This window comes from Nocardia australiensis, from assembly GCF_020733705.1.
GTDB classification, from domain to species: Bacteria; Actinomycetota; Actinomycetes; order Mycobacteriales; family Mycobacteriaceae; genus Nocardia; species Nocardia australiensis.
In genome coordinates this window covers 122,660-138,941 of record NZ_JAJFZM010000008.1, presented here as the reverse complement: position 1 = coordinate 138,941, position 16,282 = coordinate 122,660, and the positions used below count along the sequence as shown (strand labels likewise).

The window sequence follows — 16,282 nt, the reverse complement described above, 5'->3', positions numbered from 1 at the left end:
GCTCGGTCTCCGACCTGCGGGCCATCCCGTGGGTGATGTCGTGGAGCCAGGCTCGAGTGATGCTGCCCGGCTGGTATGGCACCGGATCGGCGTTGGAGGAGTGGATCGGTAGCGACCCCGAGCGGCTCGCCACCCTGTCGCGGCTGTATCGCCGCTGGCCGTTCTTCCGCACCGTCCTGTCCAACCTGGCCCAGGTGATGGCCAAGAGCGATCTGGACATCGCCGCCTGCTACGCCGAACTCGTCGACGATATCGCCCTGCGCGAGCACATCTTCGGCATGATCCGCGACGAGCACGCCCGCACCATTCGCATGCACGCCGCCATCACCGGCAATGACCACCTACTTGCCGACAACCCGAGCCTGGCCGAGTCCATCCACAACCGCTTCCCATACTTGGAGCCGTTGAATCAGATGCAGGTGGAGTTGCTGCGTCGGCTGCGTGCCGGCGACGACTCGGAGCTGGTGAAACGCGGCATCCTGCTGACCATGAACGGCCTTGCCACCGCGTTGCGCAACTCCGGTTAGCCGTACTGACCACGGACGTTGATGAAGGTGCGCGGGAGTGGGGCGTCGGTGGTGCGGACGGCGATCTTCTTACTCATGGGTCGGCCTTTCGTTGTTGTGGACGCCCCAGCCGGTGCGCGCGCCGAGTTCGGTGGCGATGGCGTCGGCGGCCGCGCGCAGCTGTGGCAGCCTGGCCAGCACCTGGTCGTGATCGAGCAGCATGACCGGCACGGACATCGACACCGCGGCGACCACCGCGCCTGTTCGATTGCGCACCGGCACCCCGATGCAGTTGACGAAACTCTCGTGCTCTTCGTGATCCTCCGCGTATCCCTGTGCGGCCACGAGTTCCAGTTCTGCCAGGTATCGCTCGGGTGTGCGGATGGTGTGGTCGGTGAACTCGTGGTAGTCCAGGCGCTCGGCCACGGCGTGCCAATCGGAACGTGGCAGCGCGGAGACGAGGACCTTGCCGACGGCCGTGCAGTGCAATGGCGCGGGCCTGCCGATCCTCGAATACATGCGTATGCTCTGGATCGAATCGAACTTGTCGATATAGATCGCCTCGCCCGACTCGTAGGTGGCGAGGTGAATTGTCTGTCCGGTCACCGAATTCAGCGTGCTCAGGTGTGGGCGCGCGATAGTGCGGACGTCGCGCTGTCCGAGTGCCCGATCGGCCAATTCGAAAAGCCGTGAGCCGAGCACGTATTGGTGCGCTCGGTCATGGGTGACGAAACGCTGCGACTCCATGGTTTGCAGCAGCCGCAGCACCGTCGATTTGTGCACGCCGATTTCGGTGGCCAGTTGATCCAGCGACCGCGTGTCCTCTCCGAGTGACATGAGGATGGTCAACGCGCGCAACAGGCTCTGGCTCATGACAGCACATTCTTGTGCACGACCGCGTCCGCGTAATGCACTCGGGCCCAGGCGTACTCGTCGAGGCTGGCGAGGGATTCGAGCAGCTCGGGCGCGGGCAGTTCGGCGACGTCGCCGGTCCGGTGAGCGCCGCCGCGGCGCACAGGTGCCCGAATCGCAGTCGTTGCTCGAGTGTCAGACCGTGCAGCGATCGTCAGCTGAGCGGCGCGGAGAAGTTCCGCACGGACCGCTCGCAGCGGGTGGCCTGGGCGCGCAGGGCCTCGACCAGTTCGGGTGGACCGGTCAGCAGGGTGAAGTCGATATCGACCGAGGTGATCATCCAGACCAGCGCGCCTGGGGTATCCGCGCCGACGTGCAAGTGGCAGCTGTACTCGTCGACGGCCTCGACCACACCCATGCCGGGCCATACGCTTCCAGTGGCTTCCGCGGCCGAGGTATGTAGTAACACGGTCGCCTGGTGCGGCCAGGAACTTGCGGACAGTCGCATCGAAAGGTGTGCGGCCACATCGCCTTCCGGAAGCTCGCGCGGGGTGAATCGGGGTCCGGTCGGTACACGCGGCGTGACGCGGTCCGCGCGGAAGGTGCGCCAATCGGCGCGGTCGACATCCCAGGCGACGAGATACCAGCGGTGACTGAAATGCACCAGACTGTGCGGTTCCACATCGCGGCTGGTGGTCTCGCGGCTGTGCGCGCGATAGTCGAAGCGGAGCCGCTCCCGGCGCTGACAAGCCTCGGCAATGGCGATCAGGGTGTCGGGCGCTACGGCAATGCCCGATCCGCGGACCCGGACCGTCGCGGCCCGCAGGGTGCGGACCCGATGGCGTAGCCGTGGCGGCAGCACCTGTTCGAGCTTCGTCAGCGCGCGCAATGCGGACTCCTCGATGCCCGTGACGGTGTCATCGGAAGCGCTGCGCAGGCCGACGGCGATGGCGACCGCCTCGTCGTCGTCGAGCAGCAGCGGTGGCAACGCCGCACCGGCGCCGAGCCGATAGCCACCCGTGCCCCTGGTGGCGTGCACCGGATAGCCGAGCTCACGTAGCCGGTCCACGTCGCGGCGCACGGTGCGAGTGGTGACGGTGAGCCGCTCGGCGAGGTCGGTACCGGTCCAGTCCCGATGGGTCTGCAGCAGCGCGAGCAGTTTGAGCAGCCGCGCCGAGGTTTCCAACATGCTCCCAGAATCGCACGTGCTTAGGACGCGAGCTGTCCTAAGCGGTTCCTAGTGTTGTTTTCATGAGCACCGAACAAGACATTCGCCCCTTCCGCATCGACATCGCACCGGAACAGATCGACGATCTGCACGCCCGCCTGGCGAACATCCTGTGGCCCGACGAACTCCCCGGCGTCGGCTGGGACTATGGGGTACCGGTCTCCTACCTGAAGCAACTCGCCGAGTACTGGCGTACCGGCTATGACTGGCGCGCGCAGGAGGCGCGACTGAACGAAATCCCGCAATTCGTCACCGAAATCGACGGTCAGACAGTGCATTACCTACATGTACGTTCGCCGGAACCGGATGCGTTGCCGCTGGTGCTCAACCACGGGTGGCCCGGCTCGTTCATCGAATTCCTCGACGTGATCGGCCCGCTCAGCGATCCACGCGCGCACGGCGGCGATCCCGCGATCGCGTTCCACCTGGTGATTCCGTCGCTGCCGGGCTTCGCCTTCTCAGGGCCGACGCGCCGGGTGGGGGATGGCGGCACGGAGCGGTACGCCCAGGTTGTCGCCGAGCTCATGTCCCGGCTCGGTTATGACCGCTACGGAGCGCAGGGCGGTGACGCGGGCGGTTTCGTGTCCGCGGAACTCGGCCGTATCGCCACCGAACACCTCGTCGGCATTCACTTGAACGGGCCGATCACCATTCCTACCTGGGATGGTGATGCCGATCAGTCGCGGGAGTACAGTGCCGAAAACTCCTGGGACAGCGCAGCTTCCGCCGGAACGGAAACCGAGTACAGCGAGGCCGACATGGCACGGCTGGAGGTGCTGACCGGCCCGGAGAGCTATACCCGCTACGGCTACGCCATGGTGCAGTCGGGGCGACCGCAGACCCTCGCCATCGGCATGCACGACTCGCCGGTCGCGCTGCTGTCGTGGATCGTGGATATCTTCCAGCGCTGGACCAATCCGGCCATCGAACTGCCCGAGGACGCCGTGGATCGCGACGCGATACTCACCAACGTCAGCATTTACTGGTTCACCCGAACCTTCGCCTCCTCGATCCGTCTCTATCGCGAATCGAACTCCTGGGGCGTGCAGGTAAAGAACTCGGGAGTGCCGACCGCGGGCGCGGTGTTCGCGGGCGACAACTCGATCCGCGCACTGGCCGACCAACAGCACACGATCACACGCTGGACCGAATATGACCGTGGCGGCCACTTCGCGGCAATGGAAGCACCGGATTTGCTGGTCGCCGACATACGGGAGTTCTTCCGGTCGCTGCGGTAGTCGACGAGTGCCGCCGCTGGCTGAGTATGCGTTGTGTCCGGGCTCGGCGAGTCGATGGTGCCGCGGTATCGAAAAAGTGCTGGTCATATCGAGTTATGTCGTTGCCGAGTCGAATTCGGCGTCGGCGATATGGACCGACCAGCGGCCGGTTGGTCCCGGTTATACCGGGCAAACATCTCGGCTGCGGTCGTGGCGAGTTGTGCGCGTAATTCCGGCGGCTCCAGTACTTCGATGAATTGGCCGAGCGGCAGGATGGCGTGCGCGAGTACCTCATATGACTCCGAGGGCAGGGTGAGTACTATCCACCCCTCGGAGTCCGGCGAGCCTGCTGAGGCGAGGGCCTCGGTGACGGCGGCGGGGTCGTTCATCAATCGCAGTAGCGGCACGTGGGATGCGGCGATCCGGCAGCGGGCTCGCACGCGCAGCATCGAGCGGGCGAAATCATCGGACGCGGCCGACCAGTGCGCGGCGAGATCGAAATCCAATGGCCTGTCGAATGTTTCACCGGTCGGCTCGGCGGCGATGATCCGGCCGACACGGTAGGAGCGAATATCGCTGCCGTCGCGTCCGATGAGATACCAGGTGCCTGCCTTCATGACCAGGCCGAAGGGATCGAGCCTGCGTTCGACCACCCGGTCCTTGCGGCCGTATCGGACATCCAGCTTGCGGTCATGCCACAGCGCGTCGGCAACCGTTGTGAGCGTGGGTGTTTCGTCGGGGCGGTGGAACCAGCCGGGTGCATCGATGTGCACCCGGTCCGCGATTCGTGTTGCGCGTCCACGTAATTCGGGTGGTAGCGCGGCGAGAACCTTCAGCTGGGCAGTCGCGAGCACGGTGCCGAGCCCCAGGTCGGCGGCGGCGCCCGGCGATCCCGCCAGCAGCACGGCGTCGGCTTCCTCGGTGGTCAGCCCGGTCAGCCGGGTCCGGTATCCGTCGACCAGCCGTACCCCGCCCGCGCGGCCGGGTTCGCTGTACACCGGTATCCCGGCTGCCGAGAGCGCCTCGATATCGCGGTAGACGGTCCGCACCGATACCTCGAGCTCGCGCGCGAGCTCCGGCGCGGTCGTGCGGCCACGCGTCTGTAGCAGCAGCAGGAGCTGCACCAATCGACTCGCCCGCATAACAGCGAGACTAGCCGTAAACCTTGACAGAAGATGACAAGGTTAGGGCCTACCGTCGTATCCATGACCACATGGAGCCAGTTCACCGAAGAAGCGCCCCGGATCGCAGCCGTGTTCACCCGCCGCCACCGGGCGACTCGCAACCTGTGCATGCTCGGCACTCTCCGCTCCGACGGCTTCCCGCGCATCAGCCCGGTGGAGCCGATCATCTTCGAGGACATGCTGACAATCGTGGGCATGCCGAACACGACGAAGTTCAAAGACCTCGAGCGCGACCCGCGCTTCTGCCTGCACACCGCCACCGTCGACACCCAAGTCGGTGACGGTGACGCCAAACTGTTCGGCACCGTCACCGACCTGCACGATAAGCAGGTGCACGCGCGTTTCGCGCAAAAGCTGTTCGACGACAGCGGTTTAGACCTTCGCGGTCAAGAATTCGACCACTTTTTCATCGCCGATCTGACCGGTGCCTCGACCGTCGAGGTCGCCGACAATCACATGGATGTCACCATCTGGAAGCCGACCCAGGGGGAGCGGGTGGTACGCAAACACTGAGCGCGCGTCTGTGAACTGGTCACCCCCGCCAGGGCGACGCCCTCGCCGTAGCCCGCCGCCAGCTGCCGATGGGGCGGCACTTCGGTGTCGTGCCTGGCCCACGGTCACCGTGACCCGGTCCGCGCGGTCGTGGTGTCACGATTTCGACGCGGTGATGGCCTGCACGTCGGCGTAGCTCGGAACGCCCGCGGCGACGGCACCGTCGCCGCGTACGGCGCGGGCGGCATCCACGATTGCCGCGAGCGCGGTGCGATACAGCAGTGAGCCGGTACTGATCCGGCGCACGCCCAACGCGGCCAGTGCTGCTACCGACGGGCCGGCCTGCGCGTAGAGCATGTTGACCGGCAGGGCGGTGGCGGCGACTACTCGGGCAATCCCCTCCGGGGCGGTAATGCCGGGCACGAAGATGCCATCCGCCCCGGCGTTCGCGTACCGTTCTACCCGCGCAAGCGTCGAATCATGGTGCAGCCCGAGCCAATACGTGTCCACGCGGGCATTCACGAACAGTTCGGGTGCGCGGGCCTTGATCGCGCCGATGAGCTCGGCCTGATGGTTCGGCTCGGCCAGTGTGTTTTCGGTGCGACCGTCCTCGAGATTCACTCCGGCGATGCCGATCTCGGCCAACTCGGCCGCGAATTCGCCGACCGCACCGGGATCTTCGCTGAAACCGCCTTCGATATCGACAGTCACCGGCACCGTCAGCCGTGCCAGTCGTGTTGCCACCGCGAGGGTTTCGTCACGGGCGACACCCGTTCCGTCGGGCAGCCCGGCCGCGGCCGCGACCCCGAGGCTGGTAGTTCCGATCGCCGGAAAACCATCGGCCGCAAGCATCGCCGCGGAGCCGAAGTCCCAGGCATTCGGCAGTATCAGCGGCTCGTCACGATGATGTAGCTCGCGGAAGACCCCGGTTCTATTCATCGGCGCTCACCGAGTCCGGCCGCGAACAGGCGCGTGGTACACCGGTTGTGGGAATCGGCGTGACCAGTGGACGAATTCATATCGCGACCGTAACCCGCGATCGTTTCGGTGGCCGCCGAAACAACCCCGCATCACTATGGAGTCATGTCTACGCGTGGAGCCGATCTCGCCGGGCTGGCCGGACTGCTCGCCGACCGCACTCGGGCCGAGATGTGCCTGGCCCTCGTCGATGGCCGTGCCTGGACCGCCGGTGAATTGGCGCGGTACGCCGGTGTCGCGCCGGCTACCGCTACCGAACACCTGAACCGGCTGCTCGACGGCGGACTGCTCGTCGAACGCCGCCAGGGCAGGCACCGTTACGTGCAGCTGGCGAACCCGCAGGTGGGTGAGCTGCTGGAGGCTATGGTCACGCATCTCGATCCACCGGCTACCGAGGTGCGTAACCTCCGCGCGTTCACTGTCGCCGCCGCGCTGGCGCGCGGTCGCACCTGTTACGACCACCTGGCCGGAATACTCGGCGTCGTCATTACCGCCGCGATGACCACCCACGACCTCCTCTCCGACAACGGCGGCTTCGCGCTCACACCCGCCGGACTCGCCTGGCTGACCGGTCCCATGGGCATCGACCCGGCCGCCCCGCACAAAACCCGCAGGCCGATCACGCGCCCGTGTCTCGACTGGACCGAACGACGCATGCACCTGGGCGGTGCGGCCGGCGCGCAACTGTGCCGCCGGATGCAGGATCTCGATTGGATCCATCGCGTCGGCACCAGCCGCGCCGTTCGCGTCACCACAGTGGGCGCGACCGGCCTGCGCGACGCCCTTGGCATCGATCCCGCCGCACTGGAATGAGTCGATCGCGCGCACGATCCTGACTCGAAGTGCGCGGCGTATCGACAGCAACATCGGTGATCGCGGCTCCCGGCGTCGCGCCTTTCGCTGTGCCAGGATGACCGGATGGTGCTCTCCGCAGCGGCTACCGCCGAATCCGCGCCATCGGCCATTGTGTCGCTGTTCTGGATCGCATTGGCCGGGGTTGTCGGTCCGCTGCTTTCTCGGTTAACTCGCGGCTATGTGCCCGATGTGGTGATCCTGCTGGTCTTGGGCGTGGTGCTCGGACCGAATGCGCTGGGGTGGGCGGGCACCGGTGGCGGTGTGGATCTGCTCAGCGAGCTGGGATTGGGAATGTTGTTCCTGCTGGCCGGGTATGAGCTGGATCCGAAACTGCTGGGCGGCCGGTCGGGGCGGCAGGCGTGGTTAGTCTGGGGCAGCTGCCTGGTTTTCGCGTTGGGGCTGGTGACGTTATCGGCTGCGGATGTGAGTTTCACCGCGCGAGTGGCCGTGGCGATCGCGATGACATCGACAGCTTTGGGCACGTTGCTACCCATCGTGAAGAACGCGGGTGTGCTCGATCAGCCGTTGGGGAGGGCGGTGCTCGCGCACGGGGCGGTAGGTGAGCTCGGTCCGATCGTGGCCATGTCGGTGCTGCTGAGCAGTCGCAATGCCGGTGCCGCGATCGTCGTGCTGGTGTTGTTCGTAGTCGCGGCGGGCTTGATCGGGCTGGTACCGCAACGCATTCTGGATCGAATTCCCGGCTTCGGACGGGCCTTGCGGGAACTCGGCGGTGGCACCTCGCAGCTACCGGTTCGAGTGGTGTTCCTGCTGTTGCTGGTACTGATGGCGGTGGCCGAGGTGTTCGATCTCGACGTGGTGCTCGGCGCGTTCGCCGCGGGCCTGATTCTGCGCAAGCTGGTCGCCAGCGGGCATCCGCAGGTCGACGCGTCGCTCGAGACTATCGGCTTCGGCGTGCTTATTCCGGTGTTCTTCGTGGTGTCCGGGATGGGCATCGATCCCGCCGCGGTCGCGGGGCAGCCGGTGATGTGGTTGTTGTTCGTGCTTTCGATCGCGATCGCGCGGGGGCTGCCGGTCTGGTTGAGCGAGCGCTATATCCCGCACGGCGCGAATCTGCCGTCGCTGCGCGAGCGGGCACAGCTGGCGCTGTATGCGGCGACCGGTTTGCCGATCATCGTCGCGGTTACTCAGGTGGCGACCAGCACCGGTCTGATGGAACAGGATTTGGCCTCTACGCTGGTTGCCGCGGGCGCGACGACGGTCCTGGTGTTCCCGCTGATCGCGAGACTGATCGGCGGCAAACCACCCCATTCATGAATGGGCTTGCATAATCGTGCATAATCATCACATGGTTGAAACAGCGGACGGACCCGTGTTGCGGGTCGCGGTGGCCGGTGCGAGCGGGTACGCGGGCGGCGAGGTGCTGCGACTATTGCTGGGGCATCCGGCCTACCGCGCCGGGCGCCTCGTCGTCGGTGCGCTGACCGCGGGGTCGAATGCGGGCAGCGTGCTGGGTGAACATCAGCCGCATCTGCTGCCGCTGGCCGATCGAGTGCTCGCGCCGACCTCAGCCGACGAATTGGCGGGCCACGACGTGGTATTCCTCGGCCTGCCGCACGGCCAATCCGCCGCCATCGCGAAGGCGCTGCCGGATTCCACGGTGATCATCGACTGCGGCGCCGATTTCCGGCTGACCGACTCGCGGGCCTGGATGAAGTACTACGGCAGTGAGCACGCGGGCAGCTGGCCCTACGGTCTACCGGAACTGCCGGGTGGCCGGGAACGGTTGCGTGGTGCGAACCGGATCGCGGTTCCCGGCTGCTATCCGACCGTCGCCAGCCTCGCGCTGGCCCCGGCGGTCGCGGCGGGGATCGTCGAACCGACGGTGAATGTGGTTGCGGTGAGTGGCACGTCCGGCGCGGGGCGCAAACTCGATGTCGCCCTGCTCGGGTCCGAGGTGATGGGCTCGGCGCGGGCCTACGGCATCGCGGGCGCGCACCGGCACACCCCTGAGATCTCGCAGAACCTGAAGGCGGCGGGCGGGGTCGACGTGGCCGTCTCCTTTACTCCGGTGCTCGCGCCGATGCCGCGTGGCATTCTGGCCACCTGCACCGCGCCGATCCGAGTCGACGCGGCACAGGCTCGCGCGGTATATGAAAAGGCTTATGCTGACGAACCTTTCGTGCATCTGCTGCCGGAAGGCCAACTGCCGCAGACGGGTTCGGTAATCGGTTCCAACGCCGTCACGCTGCAGGTCGCGGTGGACAGCGACGCCGGACTGCTCGTGGTGATCGGCGCGATCGACAACCTGACCAAGGGCACCGCGGGCGCTGCGGTGCAATCCATGAATCTGGCCGTCGGATTCGACGAGACCGCAGGACTTTCCACCGTAGGAGTGGCACCGTGACGACGGCTGAAATCGGCAAACTGGTCCGGACGCAGGGTGTCACCGCACCGCTCGGTTTCCGTGCGGCGGGCATTGCCGCGGGCATCAAGGCCAGCGGAAAACCCGACCTCGCGTTGGTCTTCAACGAAGGGCCCGATTATGCGGCGGCGGGCGTTTTCACCCGTAACCAGGTGAAAGCGGCACCGGTGCTGTGGTCGCAGCAGGTACTCACCTCCGGTCGATTGCGCGCGGTGATCCTCAACTCCGGCGGCGCCAACGCCTGCACCGGTCCCGGCGGGTTCCAAGACACCCACCAGACCGCCGAGGAACTCGCCACGGCACTGAGCAATTGGGGCAGCGAAACCGGCGCGGGCGAAATCGCCGTCTGTTCCACGGGTTTGATCGGCGACCGCCTACCGATGGACAAGGTGATCCCGGGGATCACCGAGATCGTGCACGAAATGGCGGGCGGACTGTCGGGCGGGGTCGACGCGGCCTACGCGATCATGACCACCGATACGGTGCCGAAGGAAGCGGCTTTTCATCACCGTGACAAGTGGAACGTCGGTGGTATGGCCAAGGGCGCGGGCATGCTCGCGCCGTCGCTGGCGACCATGCTGGTGGTGCTCACCACCGACGCCGCGGTCACCGCGCAACAGCTGGATCTCGCGCTGCGCAATGCGACTCGACTCACCTTCGATCGGCTCGACGTCGACGGATCCTGCTCCACCAATGACACCGTGCTGCTGCTTGCCAACGGCGCCAGTGCGGTCACCCCCTCGCAGGAGGATCTCGACGCGGCCGTACTAGCGGTCTGTGATGACCTCGCCGCACAGTTGATGGCCGATGCGGAGGGCGTCACCAAGCGGGTCCGGGTCACCGTCGCGGGCGCGGCTTCCGAGGACGAGGCGCTGATCGTGGCGCGCGCTGTCGCCCGCGACAGTCTGGTCAAGACCGCCCTGTTCGGTTCCGACCCGAACTGGGGCCGGGTGCTCGCCGCGGTCGGCATCGCGCCGGTCACGTTGGATCCCAACCGAATCACGGTGTCATTCAACGGAAATCCGGTCTGTATCGATAGTGTCGGCGCCCCGGGTGCGCGCGAGGTCGACCTTTCCGGACCCGATATCGACGTACTCATCGACCTGAATGTCGGCGCCGGCACGGCAATGATCCGCACCACCGACCTCTCCCACGGTTACGTCGAAGAGAATTCGGCATATAGCTCATGAACGGTCAATCGCTCCACGATCTTTCGGCGCTGGACAAGGCGCACGTGCTGGCCGAGGCGCTGCCATGGCTGCAGAAGTTCCGCGACAAGATCGTGGTCGTCAAATATGGCGGCAACGCGATGATCGACACGGAACTCAAGCAGGCATTCGCCGCTGACATGGCCTTCCTGCGCACCGTCGGCGTTCATCCTGTGGTGGTGCACGGCGGTGGACCGCAGATCAGCGCGATGCTGAAAAAGCTCGGCCTGCAAGGCGAATTCCGGGGCGGCTTCCGCGTCACCACGCCGGAGGTGATGGATGTCGTGCGCATGGTGCTGTTCGGTCAGGTCGGTCGCGAACTCGTCGGGCTGATCAACGCGCACGGCCCCTACGCGGTGGGTATCTCCGGCGAGGACGCGCGGCTTTTCACCGCGACCAGGCGCACCGTCGACGTAGAGGGTGAACCCACCGATATCGGGCTGGTCGGCGACGTCACCGCGGTGAACCCCGAGGCCGTACTCGACCTCATCGACGCGGGGCGCATCCCGGTGGTTTCGACGATCGCGCCCGATGTCGACGGCGTTGTGCACAACATCAACGCCGACACCGCCGCCGCCGCACTAGCCGAGGGGATCGGTGCGGAAAAACTGGTGGTTTTGACCGATATCGAGGGCCTGTACACCGACTGGCCGGACCGCTCGTCGCTCGCGTCGCGCATCGACGCCACCGCGCTGGCGAGGTTGCTCCCGAGCCTCGATGCGGGCATGGTGCCCAAAATGGAAGCCTGTCTGCGTGCGGTTCAGGGCGGAGTGCCTACCGCGCACGTGATCGACGGTCGCGTCCCGCACTCAGTCCTACTGGAGCTTTTCACCGGAGAAGGAATCGGAACGATGGTGACCCCCGCGCTGTCCACATCGGACGGGGCGAGCGCACTGAACGGAACGAAATCATGAACCAAGAAGCGAATACCGCAGCGGCGCTGCGGGAGCGGTGGTCGGCCGCGATGATGAAAAACTACGGCACGCCCAAGGTCGTGCTGACTCGCGGTGCCGGCGCCGTTGTCTACGACGCGGACGGCAAGCGCTACATCGACTTCCTCGGCGGTATCGCCGTCAACAGCCTCGGCCACGCCCATCCGGCGATCCTCGAGGCGGTCACCCAGCAGCTCGGCACGCTCGGGCACACCTCCAACCTGTATGTCAACGAGCCGGTGGTGGAACTGGCCGAACGGCTGCTCGCGCATTTCGGCGACGGCGAATTGGGCGACGGGCACGGCAGGGCGTTCTTCTGCAACTCCGGCACCGAGGCCAATGAGGCCGCGTTCAAGATGGCCCGGCTGACGGGCCGTCGCAAGATCATCGCCTGCGATGAGGCATTTCACGGCCGCACCATGGGCGCGCTCGCGCTCACCGGACAGCCCTCGAAGCGTTCACCGTTCGAGCCGATGCCGCCGGGCGTCGTGCACGTGCCATACGGTGACGCGGCCGCATTGGAAGCGGTCGTTGACTCCGACACCGCCGCGGTCTTCCTCGAACCGATCATGGGGGAGAGCGGCGTCGTCGTGCCGCCCATCGACTATCTGGTGAAGGCCCGCGAAATCACCGCCCGCCATGGCGCGCTGCTGGTGCTCGACGAGGTGCAGACCGGTATCGGTCGCTGCGGAAAGTTCTACGCGCACCAGGCTTCCGGCATCGTGCCCGACGTGATCACCCTCGCCAAGGGACTCGGCGGCGGGCTGCCGATCGGTGCCGTACTCGCCACCGGACCGGCCGCGGATCTGCTGACCCCCGGTCTGCACGGGACGACGTTCGGCGGTAACGCGGTCTGCGCGGCCGCCGCGCTCGCGGTGCTGCGCACCATCGACGAACTCGACCTGCTCTCGCACGTCGAGTCGGTCGGCAAGCGGCTCAGCGACGGCATCGAATTGCTCGAGCATCCGCTGGTCGACCATGTGCGCGGTGCGGGTCTGCTGCTGGGGGTCGTGCTCACCGAGGACATCTCGGCAGCGGTCGAGACCACTGCGCGGGAAGCCGGATATCTGGTGAATGCGCCGAAACCCAATGTCATTCGGCTCGCACCGCCCCTGGTGCTCACCGAATCCCAGTCCGACAACTTCGTCGCCGACCTGCCGGGGATCCTCGACAGCGCCGCCGAAGCAGTGAAGGGAACCAAAGAATGAGTCTGCGCCACTTTCTGCGCGACGATGATGTGACCCCGGTCGAACAGGCCGAAATCCTCTCGTTGGCAGCAGAATTGAAGAAGGCCCCATTCTCGCACCGGCCGCTGGATGGCCCGCGCGGCGTCGGAGTGATCTTCGAGAAGAACTCCACCCGCACCCGGTTCTCCTTCGAGATGGGTATCGCGCAGCTCGGCGGGCATCCGGTGGTCGTCGACGGCCGTGACACGCAGCTCGGTCGCGAGGAGACCCTCGGCGATACCGGCACGGTGCTGTCGCGCTATGTCGACGCGATCGTCTGGCGCACCTTCGAACAGGTTCGGTTGGATGAAATGGCCGCCACTGCAACGGTTCCGGTGGTGAATGCCCTGTCCAACGAGTTCCATCCGTGTCAGGTGCTGGCCGATCTGCAGACCCTCGCCGAGCGCAAGGGCTCGCTCGCCGGCCGTAACCTCAGCTACTTCGGTGATGGCGCGAACAATATGGCGCACTCGCTCCTGCTGGGTGGTGTGACCGCCGGTCTGAACGTAACAATTGCCGCACCAACGGGTTTCGAGCCGCTGCCGTGGATCGTGGAAGCCGCCCGCAAACGCGCTGCCGAGACCGGGGCCACCATCACCCTCACCGGTGACCCGGTCGCCGCCGCCGACGGCGCCGATGCGCTGGTGACCGATACGTGGACCTCGATGGGCCAGGAAAACGATGGCCTCGACCGTATCGGCCCGTTCCGCCCGTATCAGCTGAACACCGAGTTGCTCTCGCACGCCGAGCCGGATGCGGTTGTGCTGCACTGTCTTCCCGCGCATCGCGGCGAAGAGATCACCGACGAGGTGCTCGACGGGGTGCACAGCGTGGTGTGGGACGAGGCCGAGAACCGCCTGCACGCCCAGAAGGCGCTGCTGGTGTGGCTGTTGGCCAGACGCAACGATGGTGCGGCGTGAGTGGGCGAACGCGGTGTGAGCGCGGCGTCCGAGGAGACGGGCGAAGACGATACGTGATCTCGGGCGAACCTGCCGTGCGCGCGAGGTTTACCGGCACGGCGACTTCCGGTCTCGAGGTGCGGTCATGACTGTGCAGCAGGCGGATTCGGGCAAGCCGGGCCCCGCGATCGCCCGCACGCGCGCTGGACGGCAGTCTCGGATTATCGAATTACTGCTGGCTCATTCGGTTCGCAGCCAAACCGAACTCGCGGCATTGCTATCCGCCGAGGGCATCGAGACCACCCAGGCCACGCTCTCGCGTGATCTCGATGAGCTCGGCGCGGTGAAGCTCCGTGCCGCCGACGGCGGGGCCGGCGTCTATGTGGTTCCCGAGGACGGCAGTCCGGTTCGCGGCGTCACCGGTGGCACCGACCGCCTCTCCAAACTCCTCGGTGACCTACTCGTCTCCACCGACGCCAGCGGTAATATCGCCGTCCTGCGCACCCCGCCCGGCGCCGCCCACTACCTCGCCAGTGCCCTCGATCGAGCCGCCCTGCCCTACGTCGTCGGCACCATCGCCGGCGACGACACCATTGCCGTCATCGCTCGCGAACCCCTGACCGGCGCCGAACTAGCCGCCAAAATCGAAGAACTGGCGTAAACGGCTCGGCTCACCCGAACGGGTACTGGCCGCCGCCCGGCGTGTTGTGGTCCGGGGTACCGGCGTTGATGATGTCTTGGACCAGGCCGACGATGGCGTGGCCGATATTGAGCATATCGTTACCGAGAGTTGCGAATTCGCCCGCGATGAGGTGCAGCATGCTTGTCCTTCTGCCCGACCGATAGTTGCCGCTCTCAGCGTGACACAGGCGGATTGAGGTGCCAAGGGGCAGACAATCCGTTCGTCGGCCCGTATACGACCCCGGTTGTGAATGGGCTTGCATAGTCGTGCATAATCATTTGCAGAACGACGCGGGCGCGGAAGTAGCCCGAGCCGCGCGCCTGCCGCAGTGGGCACAATGTTCACAGACACGTACAAACCCGAGGAGCACACAGACCATGTCCGATCGCGTCGTACTCGCCTACTCCGGTGGGCTCGATACCTCCGTTGCCATCAGCTGGATCGGCAAGGAGACCGGCGCCGAGGTCGTGGCCGTCGCCATCGACCTGGGCCAGGGGGGCGAGGACATGAACGTGGTGCGACAGCGCGCACTGGACTGCGGCGCCGTCGAGGCGGTCGTGGTCGACGCGCGTGACGAGTTCGCCGACGACTACTGCCTGCCCACCATTCAGGCCAACGCCATGTACATGGGCGAATATCCGCTGGTGTCGGCGATCAGCCGGCCGCTGATCGTCAAGCACCTGGTGGAGGCCGCGAAGTTCCACGGCGCGAGCACCGTCGCGCACGGCTGCACCGGTAAGGGCAACGACCAGGTCCGCTTCGAGGTCGGCATCGGCGCGCTGGCGCCCGACCTGAGCGTGATCGCCCCGGTCCGCGACTACGCCTGGACCCGGGAGAAGGCCATTGCCTTCGCCGAAGAGAACTCGCTGCCGATCAACGTCACCAAGAAGTCGCCGTTCTCCATCGACCAGAACGTGTGGGGTCGCGCGGTCGAGACGGGTTTCCTCGAAGACCTGTGGAACGCCCCGACCAAGGATGTCTACGATTACACCTCCGACCCGACGGTCAACTTCGAGGCACCGGACGAACTGATCGTCACCTTCGAAAAGGGTGTACCGGTCGCCATCGACGGCCGCCCGGTCACCGTGCTCGAGGCCATCGTCGAGCTCAACCTCCGCGCGGGCCGTCAGGGCGTCGGCCGCCTCGATATGGTCGAGGATCGGCTCGTCGGCATCAAGAGCCGCGAGATCTACGAGGCGCCGGGCGCCATCGCCCTGATCACCGCGCACCAGGCACTGGAGCATGTCACCGTCGAGCGTGAACTGGGCCGCTACAAGCGCACCGTCGAGCAGCGGTGGAGCGAGCTGGTTTACGACGGCCTGTGGTTCTCGCCGCTCAAGCGCGCGCTCGACGCCTTCGTCGGCGACACCCAGGAGCACGTGTCCGGCGAGATCCGCATGGTCCTGCACGGTGGCAATGTCGTGGTCAATGGCCGCCGCTCCGAGCAGTCGCTTTACGACTTCAACCTGGCCACCTACGACGAGGGCGACTCCTTCGACCAGTCCCTGGCCAAGGGTTTCGTGCAGATCCACGGCCTGTCCTCGAAGGTCGCGGCCCGTCGCGATCTGAACCAGAAGTAACGTCGAACGGGGTCGGCGTCCACGCGCCGACCCCAGCTCGCAACGAGCGTTACCGACCGT

18 protein-coding genes are annotated in these 16,282 nt (G+C 66.1%); 12 read left to right on the top strand and 6 right to left on the bottom strand.

Translation table 11 applies throughout. The annotated features are described in order from the left end of the window. On the top strand, positions 1-527 hold a 527-nt coding region (locus LKE06_RS25975; RefSeq protein WP_228001983.1), incomplete at its 5' end, for a phosphoenolpyruvate carboxylase. A 69-nt stretch (positions 528-596) separates the two neighbouring features. Here the strand turns inward: LKE06_RS25975 and LKE06_RS25970 are convergent. The 3 genes from LKE06_RS25970 to LKE06_RS25960 are packed head-to-tail and all read right to left on the bottom strand — an operon-like array spanning position 597 to position 2,547. Further along, complete coding sequence (locus LKE06_RS25970) at positions 597-1,379, bottom strand: IclR family transcriptional regulator (protein WP_228001982.1); 783 nt, start codon at positions 1,377-1,379, stop codon at positions 597-599. Further along, positions 1,376-1,522 carry a hypothetical protein gene (locus LKE06_RS25965; RefSeq protein ID WP_228001981.1) on the bottom strand — a complete coding sequence of 49 codons (147 nt, stop codon included), beginning with the start codon at positions 1,520-1,522 and terminating at the stop codon, positions 1,376-1,378. Before LKE06_RS25965 ends, LKE06_RS25970 begins: the two co-directional genes overlap by 4 nt. 50 nt (positions 1,523-1,572) lie before the next feature. Then, on the bottom strand, positions 1,573-2,547 hold the full coding sequence (locus LKE06_RS25960; protein ID WP_228001980.1) for a helix-turn-helix transcriptional regulator: 975 nt from the start codon (positions 2,545-2,547) through the stop codon (positions 1,573-1,575). A gap of 62 nt (positions 2,548-2,609) precedes the next feature. On the opposite strand from LKE06_RS25960, the gene LKE06_RS25955 reads away from it, so the two are divergent. Beyond that, on the top strand, positions 2,610-3,824 hold the full coding sequence (locus LKE06_RS25955) for an epoxide hydrolase family protein (RefSeq protein ID WP_228001979.1): 1,215 nt from the start codon (positions 2,610-2,612) through the stop codon (positions 3,822-3,824). A gap of 83 nt (positions 3,825-3,907) precedes the next feature. On the opposite strand, the gene LKE06_RS25950 is transcribed toward LKE06_RS25955, so the two are convergent. Further along, positions 3,908-4,945 carry a helix-turn-helix transcriptional regulator gene (locus LKE06_RS25950; RefSeq protein WP_228001978.1) on the bottom strand — a complete coding sequence of 346 codons (1,038 nt, stop codon included), beginning with the start codon at positions 4,943-4,945 and terminating at the stop codon, positions 3,908-3,910. Positions 4,946-5,008: 63 nt separating this feature from the next. On the opposite strand from LKE06_RS25950, the gene LKE06_RS25945 reads away from it, so the two are divergent. Then, the gene (locus LKE06_RS25945; protein ID WP_228001977.1) at positions 5,009-5,500 is read left to right on the top strand and encodes a pyridoxamine 5'-phosphate oxidase family protein; all 492 of its coding nucleotides are present in this window, start codon (positions 5,009-5,011) and stop codon (positions 5,498-5,500) included. 135 nt (positions 5,501-5,635) lie between these two features. Here the strand turns inward: LKE06_RS25945 and LKE06_RS25940 are convergent, their stop codons facing one another. After that, positions 5,636-6,418 carry an isocitrate lyase/PEP mutase family protein gene (locus LKE06_RS25940; protein ID WP_228001976.1) on the bottom strand — a complete coding sequence of 261 codons (783 nt, stop codon included), beginning with the start codon at positions 6,416-6,418 and terminating at the stop codon, positions 5,636-5,638. Positions 6,419-6,562: 144 nt separating this feature from the next. Between LKE06_RS25940 and LKE06_RS25935 the strand changes: the two genes are divergently transcribed. From LKE06_RS25935 to LKE06_RS25900, 8 genes are all read left to right on the top strand, one after another. Further along, positions 6,563-7,270 (top strand): ArsR/SmtB family transcription factor, encoded by a 708-nt coding sequence (locus LKE06_RS25935; RefSeq protein WP_228001975.1) that lies wholly within the window; start codon positions 6,563-6,565, stop codon positions 7,268-7,270. A 105-nt stretch (positions 7,271-7,375) separates the two neighbouring features. Next, positions 7,376-8,587, top strand: a complete 1,212-nt coding sequence (locus LKE06_RS25930; protein WP_228001974.1) for a cation:proton antiporter — start codon at positions 7,376-7,378, stop codon at positions 8,585-8,587. A gap of 31 nt (positions 8,588-8,618) precedes the next feature. Continuing rightward, positions 8,619-9,677 (top strand): N-acetyl-gamma-glutamyl-phosphate reductase, encoded by a 1,059-nt coding sequence (gene argC / locus LKE06_RS25925; protein WP_228001973.1) that lies wholly within the window; start codon positions 8,619-8,621, stop codon positions 9,675-9,677. Beyond that, the gene (gene argJ / locus LKE06_RS25920; protein WP_228001972.1) at positions 9,674-10,885 is read left to right on the top strand and encodes a bifunctional glutamate N-acetyltransferase/amino-acid acetyltransferase ArgJ; all 1,212 of its coding nucleotides are present in this window, start codon (positions 9,674-9,676) and stop codon (positions 10,883-10,885) included. Before argC ends, argJ begins: the two co-directional genes overlap by 4 nt. Then, positions 10,882-11,817 carry an acetylglutamate kinase gene (gene argB / locus LKE06_RS25915; RefSeq protein ID WP_228001971.1) on the top strand — a complete coding sequence of 312 codons (936 nt, stop codon included), beginning with the start codon at positions 10,882-10,884 and terminating at the stop codon, positions 11,815-11,817. The genes argJ and argB overlap by 4 nt, the downstream gene beginning before the upstream one ends. Next, positions 11,814-13,043: an acetylornithine transaminase gene (locus tag LKE06_RS25910; RefSeq protein WP_228001970.1), complete on the top strand. Its 1,230-nt coding sequence runs from the start codon at positions 11,814-11,816 to the stop codon at positions 13,041-13,043. The genes argB and LKE06_RS25910 overlap by 4 nt, the downstream gene beginning before the upstream one ends. Beyond that, positions 13,040-13,981 carry an ornithine carbamoyltransferase gene (argF, locus tag LKE06_RS25905; RefSeq protein ID WP_228001969.1) on the top strand — a complete coding sequence of 314 codons (942 nt, stop codon included), beginning with the start codon at positions 13,040-13,042 and terminating at the stop codon, positions 13,979-13,981. Before LKE06_RS25910 ends, argF begins: the two co-directional genes overlap by 4 nt. A 124-nt stretch (positions 13,982-14,105) precedes the next feature. Further along, the gene (locus LKE06_RS25900; RefSeq protein ID WP_228001968.1) at positions 14,106-14,621 is read left to right on the top strand and encodes an arginine repressor; all 516 of its coding nucleotides are present in this window, start codon (positions 14,106-14,108) and stop codon (positions 14,619-14,621) included. Between the two features lie 10 nt (positions 14,622-14,631). Here LKE06_RS25900 and LKE06_RS25895 read toward each other — a convergent pair whose 3' ends face one another. After that, the gene (locus tag LKE06_RS25895; RefSeq protein ID WP_228001967.1) at positions 14,632-14,781 is read right to left on the bottom strand and encodes a hypothetical protein; all 150 of its coding nucleotides are present in this window, start codon (positions 14,779-14,781) and stop codon (positions 14,632-14,634) included. 238 nt (positions 14,782-15,019) lie between these two features. Here LKE06_RS25895 and LKE06_RS25890 point away from each other — a divergent pair, with 238 nt between their 5' ends. Continuing rightward, on the top strand, positions 15,020-16,222 hold the full coding sequence (locus LKE06_RS25890) for an argininosuccinate synthase (RefSeq protein WP_228001966.1): 1,203 nt from the start codon (positions 15,020-15,022) through the stop codon (positions 16,220-16,222). Positions 16,223-16,282 lie beyond the last annotated feature (60 nt).

What these genes read in the sequence shown, in the direction of transcription:
- LKE06_RS25895 (WP_228001967.1), bottom strand. Translation starts at nt 14,781, where the DNA reads ATGCTGCACCTCATCGCGGGCGAATTCGCAACTCTCGGTAACGATATG.
- LKE06_RS25950 (WP_228001978.1), bottom strand. Translation starts at nt 4,945, where the DNA reads ATGCGGGCGAGTCGATTGGTGCAGCTCCTGCTGCTGCTACAGACGCGT.
- LKE06_RS25930 (WP_228001974.1), top strand. Translation starts at nt 7,376, where the DNA reads ATGGTGCTCTCCGCAGCGGCTACCGCCGAATCCGCGCCATCGGCCATT.
- LKE06_RS25935 (WP_228001975.1), top strand. Translation starts at nt 6,563, where the DNA reads ATGTCTACGCGTGGAGCCGATCTCGCCGGGCTGGCCGGACTGCTCGCC.
- LKE06_RS25970 (WP_228001982.1), bottom strand. Translation starts at nt 1,379, where the DNA reads ATGAGCCAGAGCCTGTTGCGCGCGTTGACCATCCTCATGTCACTCGGA.
- LKE06_RS25955 (WP_228001979.1), top strand. Translation starts at nt 2,610, where the DNA reads ATGAGCACCGAACAAGACATTCGCCCCTTCCGCATCGACATCGCACCG.
- LKE06_RS25910 (WP_228001970.1), top strand. Translation starts at nt 11,814, where the DNA reads ATGAACCAAGAAGCGAATACCGCAGCGGCGCTGCGGGAGCGGTGGTCG.
- LKE06_RS25940 (WP_228001976.1), bottom strand. Translation starts at nt 6,418, where the DNA reads ATGAATAGAACCGGGGTCTTCCGCGAGCTACATCATCGTGACGAGCCG.
- LKE06_RS25900 (WP_228001968.1), top strand. Translation starts at nt 14,106, where the DNA reads ATGACTGTGCAGCAGGCGGATTCGGGCAAGCCGGGCCCCGCGATCGCC.
- argB (WP_228001971.1), top strand. Translation starts at nt 10,882, where the DNA reads ATGAACGGTCAATCGCTCCACGATCTTTCGGCGCTGGACAAGGCGCAC.
- LKE06_RS25890 (WP_228001966.1), top strand. Translation starts at nt 15,020, where the DNA reads ATGTCCGATCGCGTCGTACTCGCCTACTCCGGTGGGCTCGATACCTCC.
- argF (WP_228001969.1), top strand. Translation starts at nt 13,040, where the DNA reads ATGAGTCTGCGCCACTTTCTGCGCGACGATGATGTGACCCCGGTCGAA.
- LKE06_RS25945 (WP_228001977.1), top strand. Translation starts at nt 5,009, where the DNA reads ATGACCACATGGAGCCAGTTCACCGAAGAAGCGCCCCGGATCGCAGCC.
- argC (WP_228001973.1), top strand. Translation starts at nt 8,619, where the DNA reads ATGGTTGAAACAGCGGACGGACCCGTGTTGCGGGTCGCGGTGGCCGGT.
- LKE06_RS25960 (WP_228001980.1), bottom strand. Translation starts at nt 2,547, where the DNA reads ATGTTGGAAACCTCGGCGCGGCTGCTCAAACTGCTCGCGCTGCTGCAG.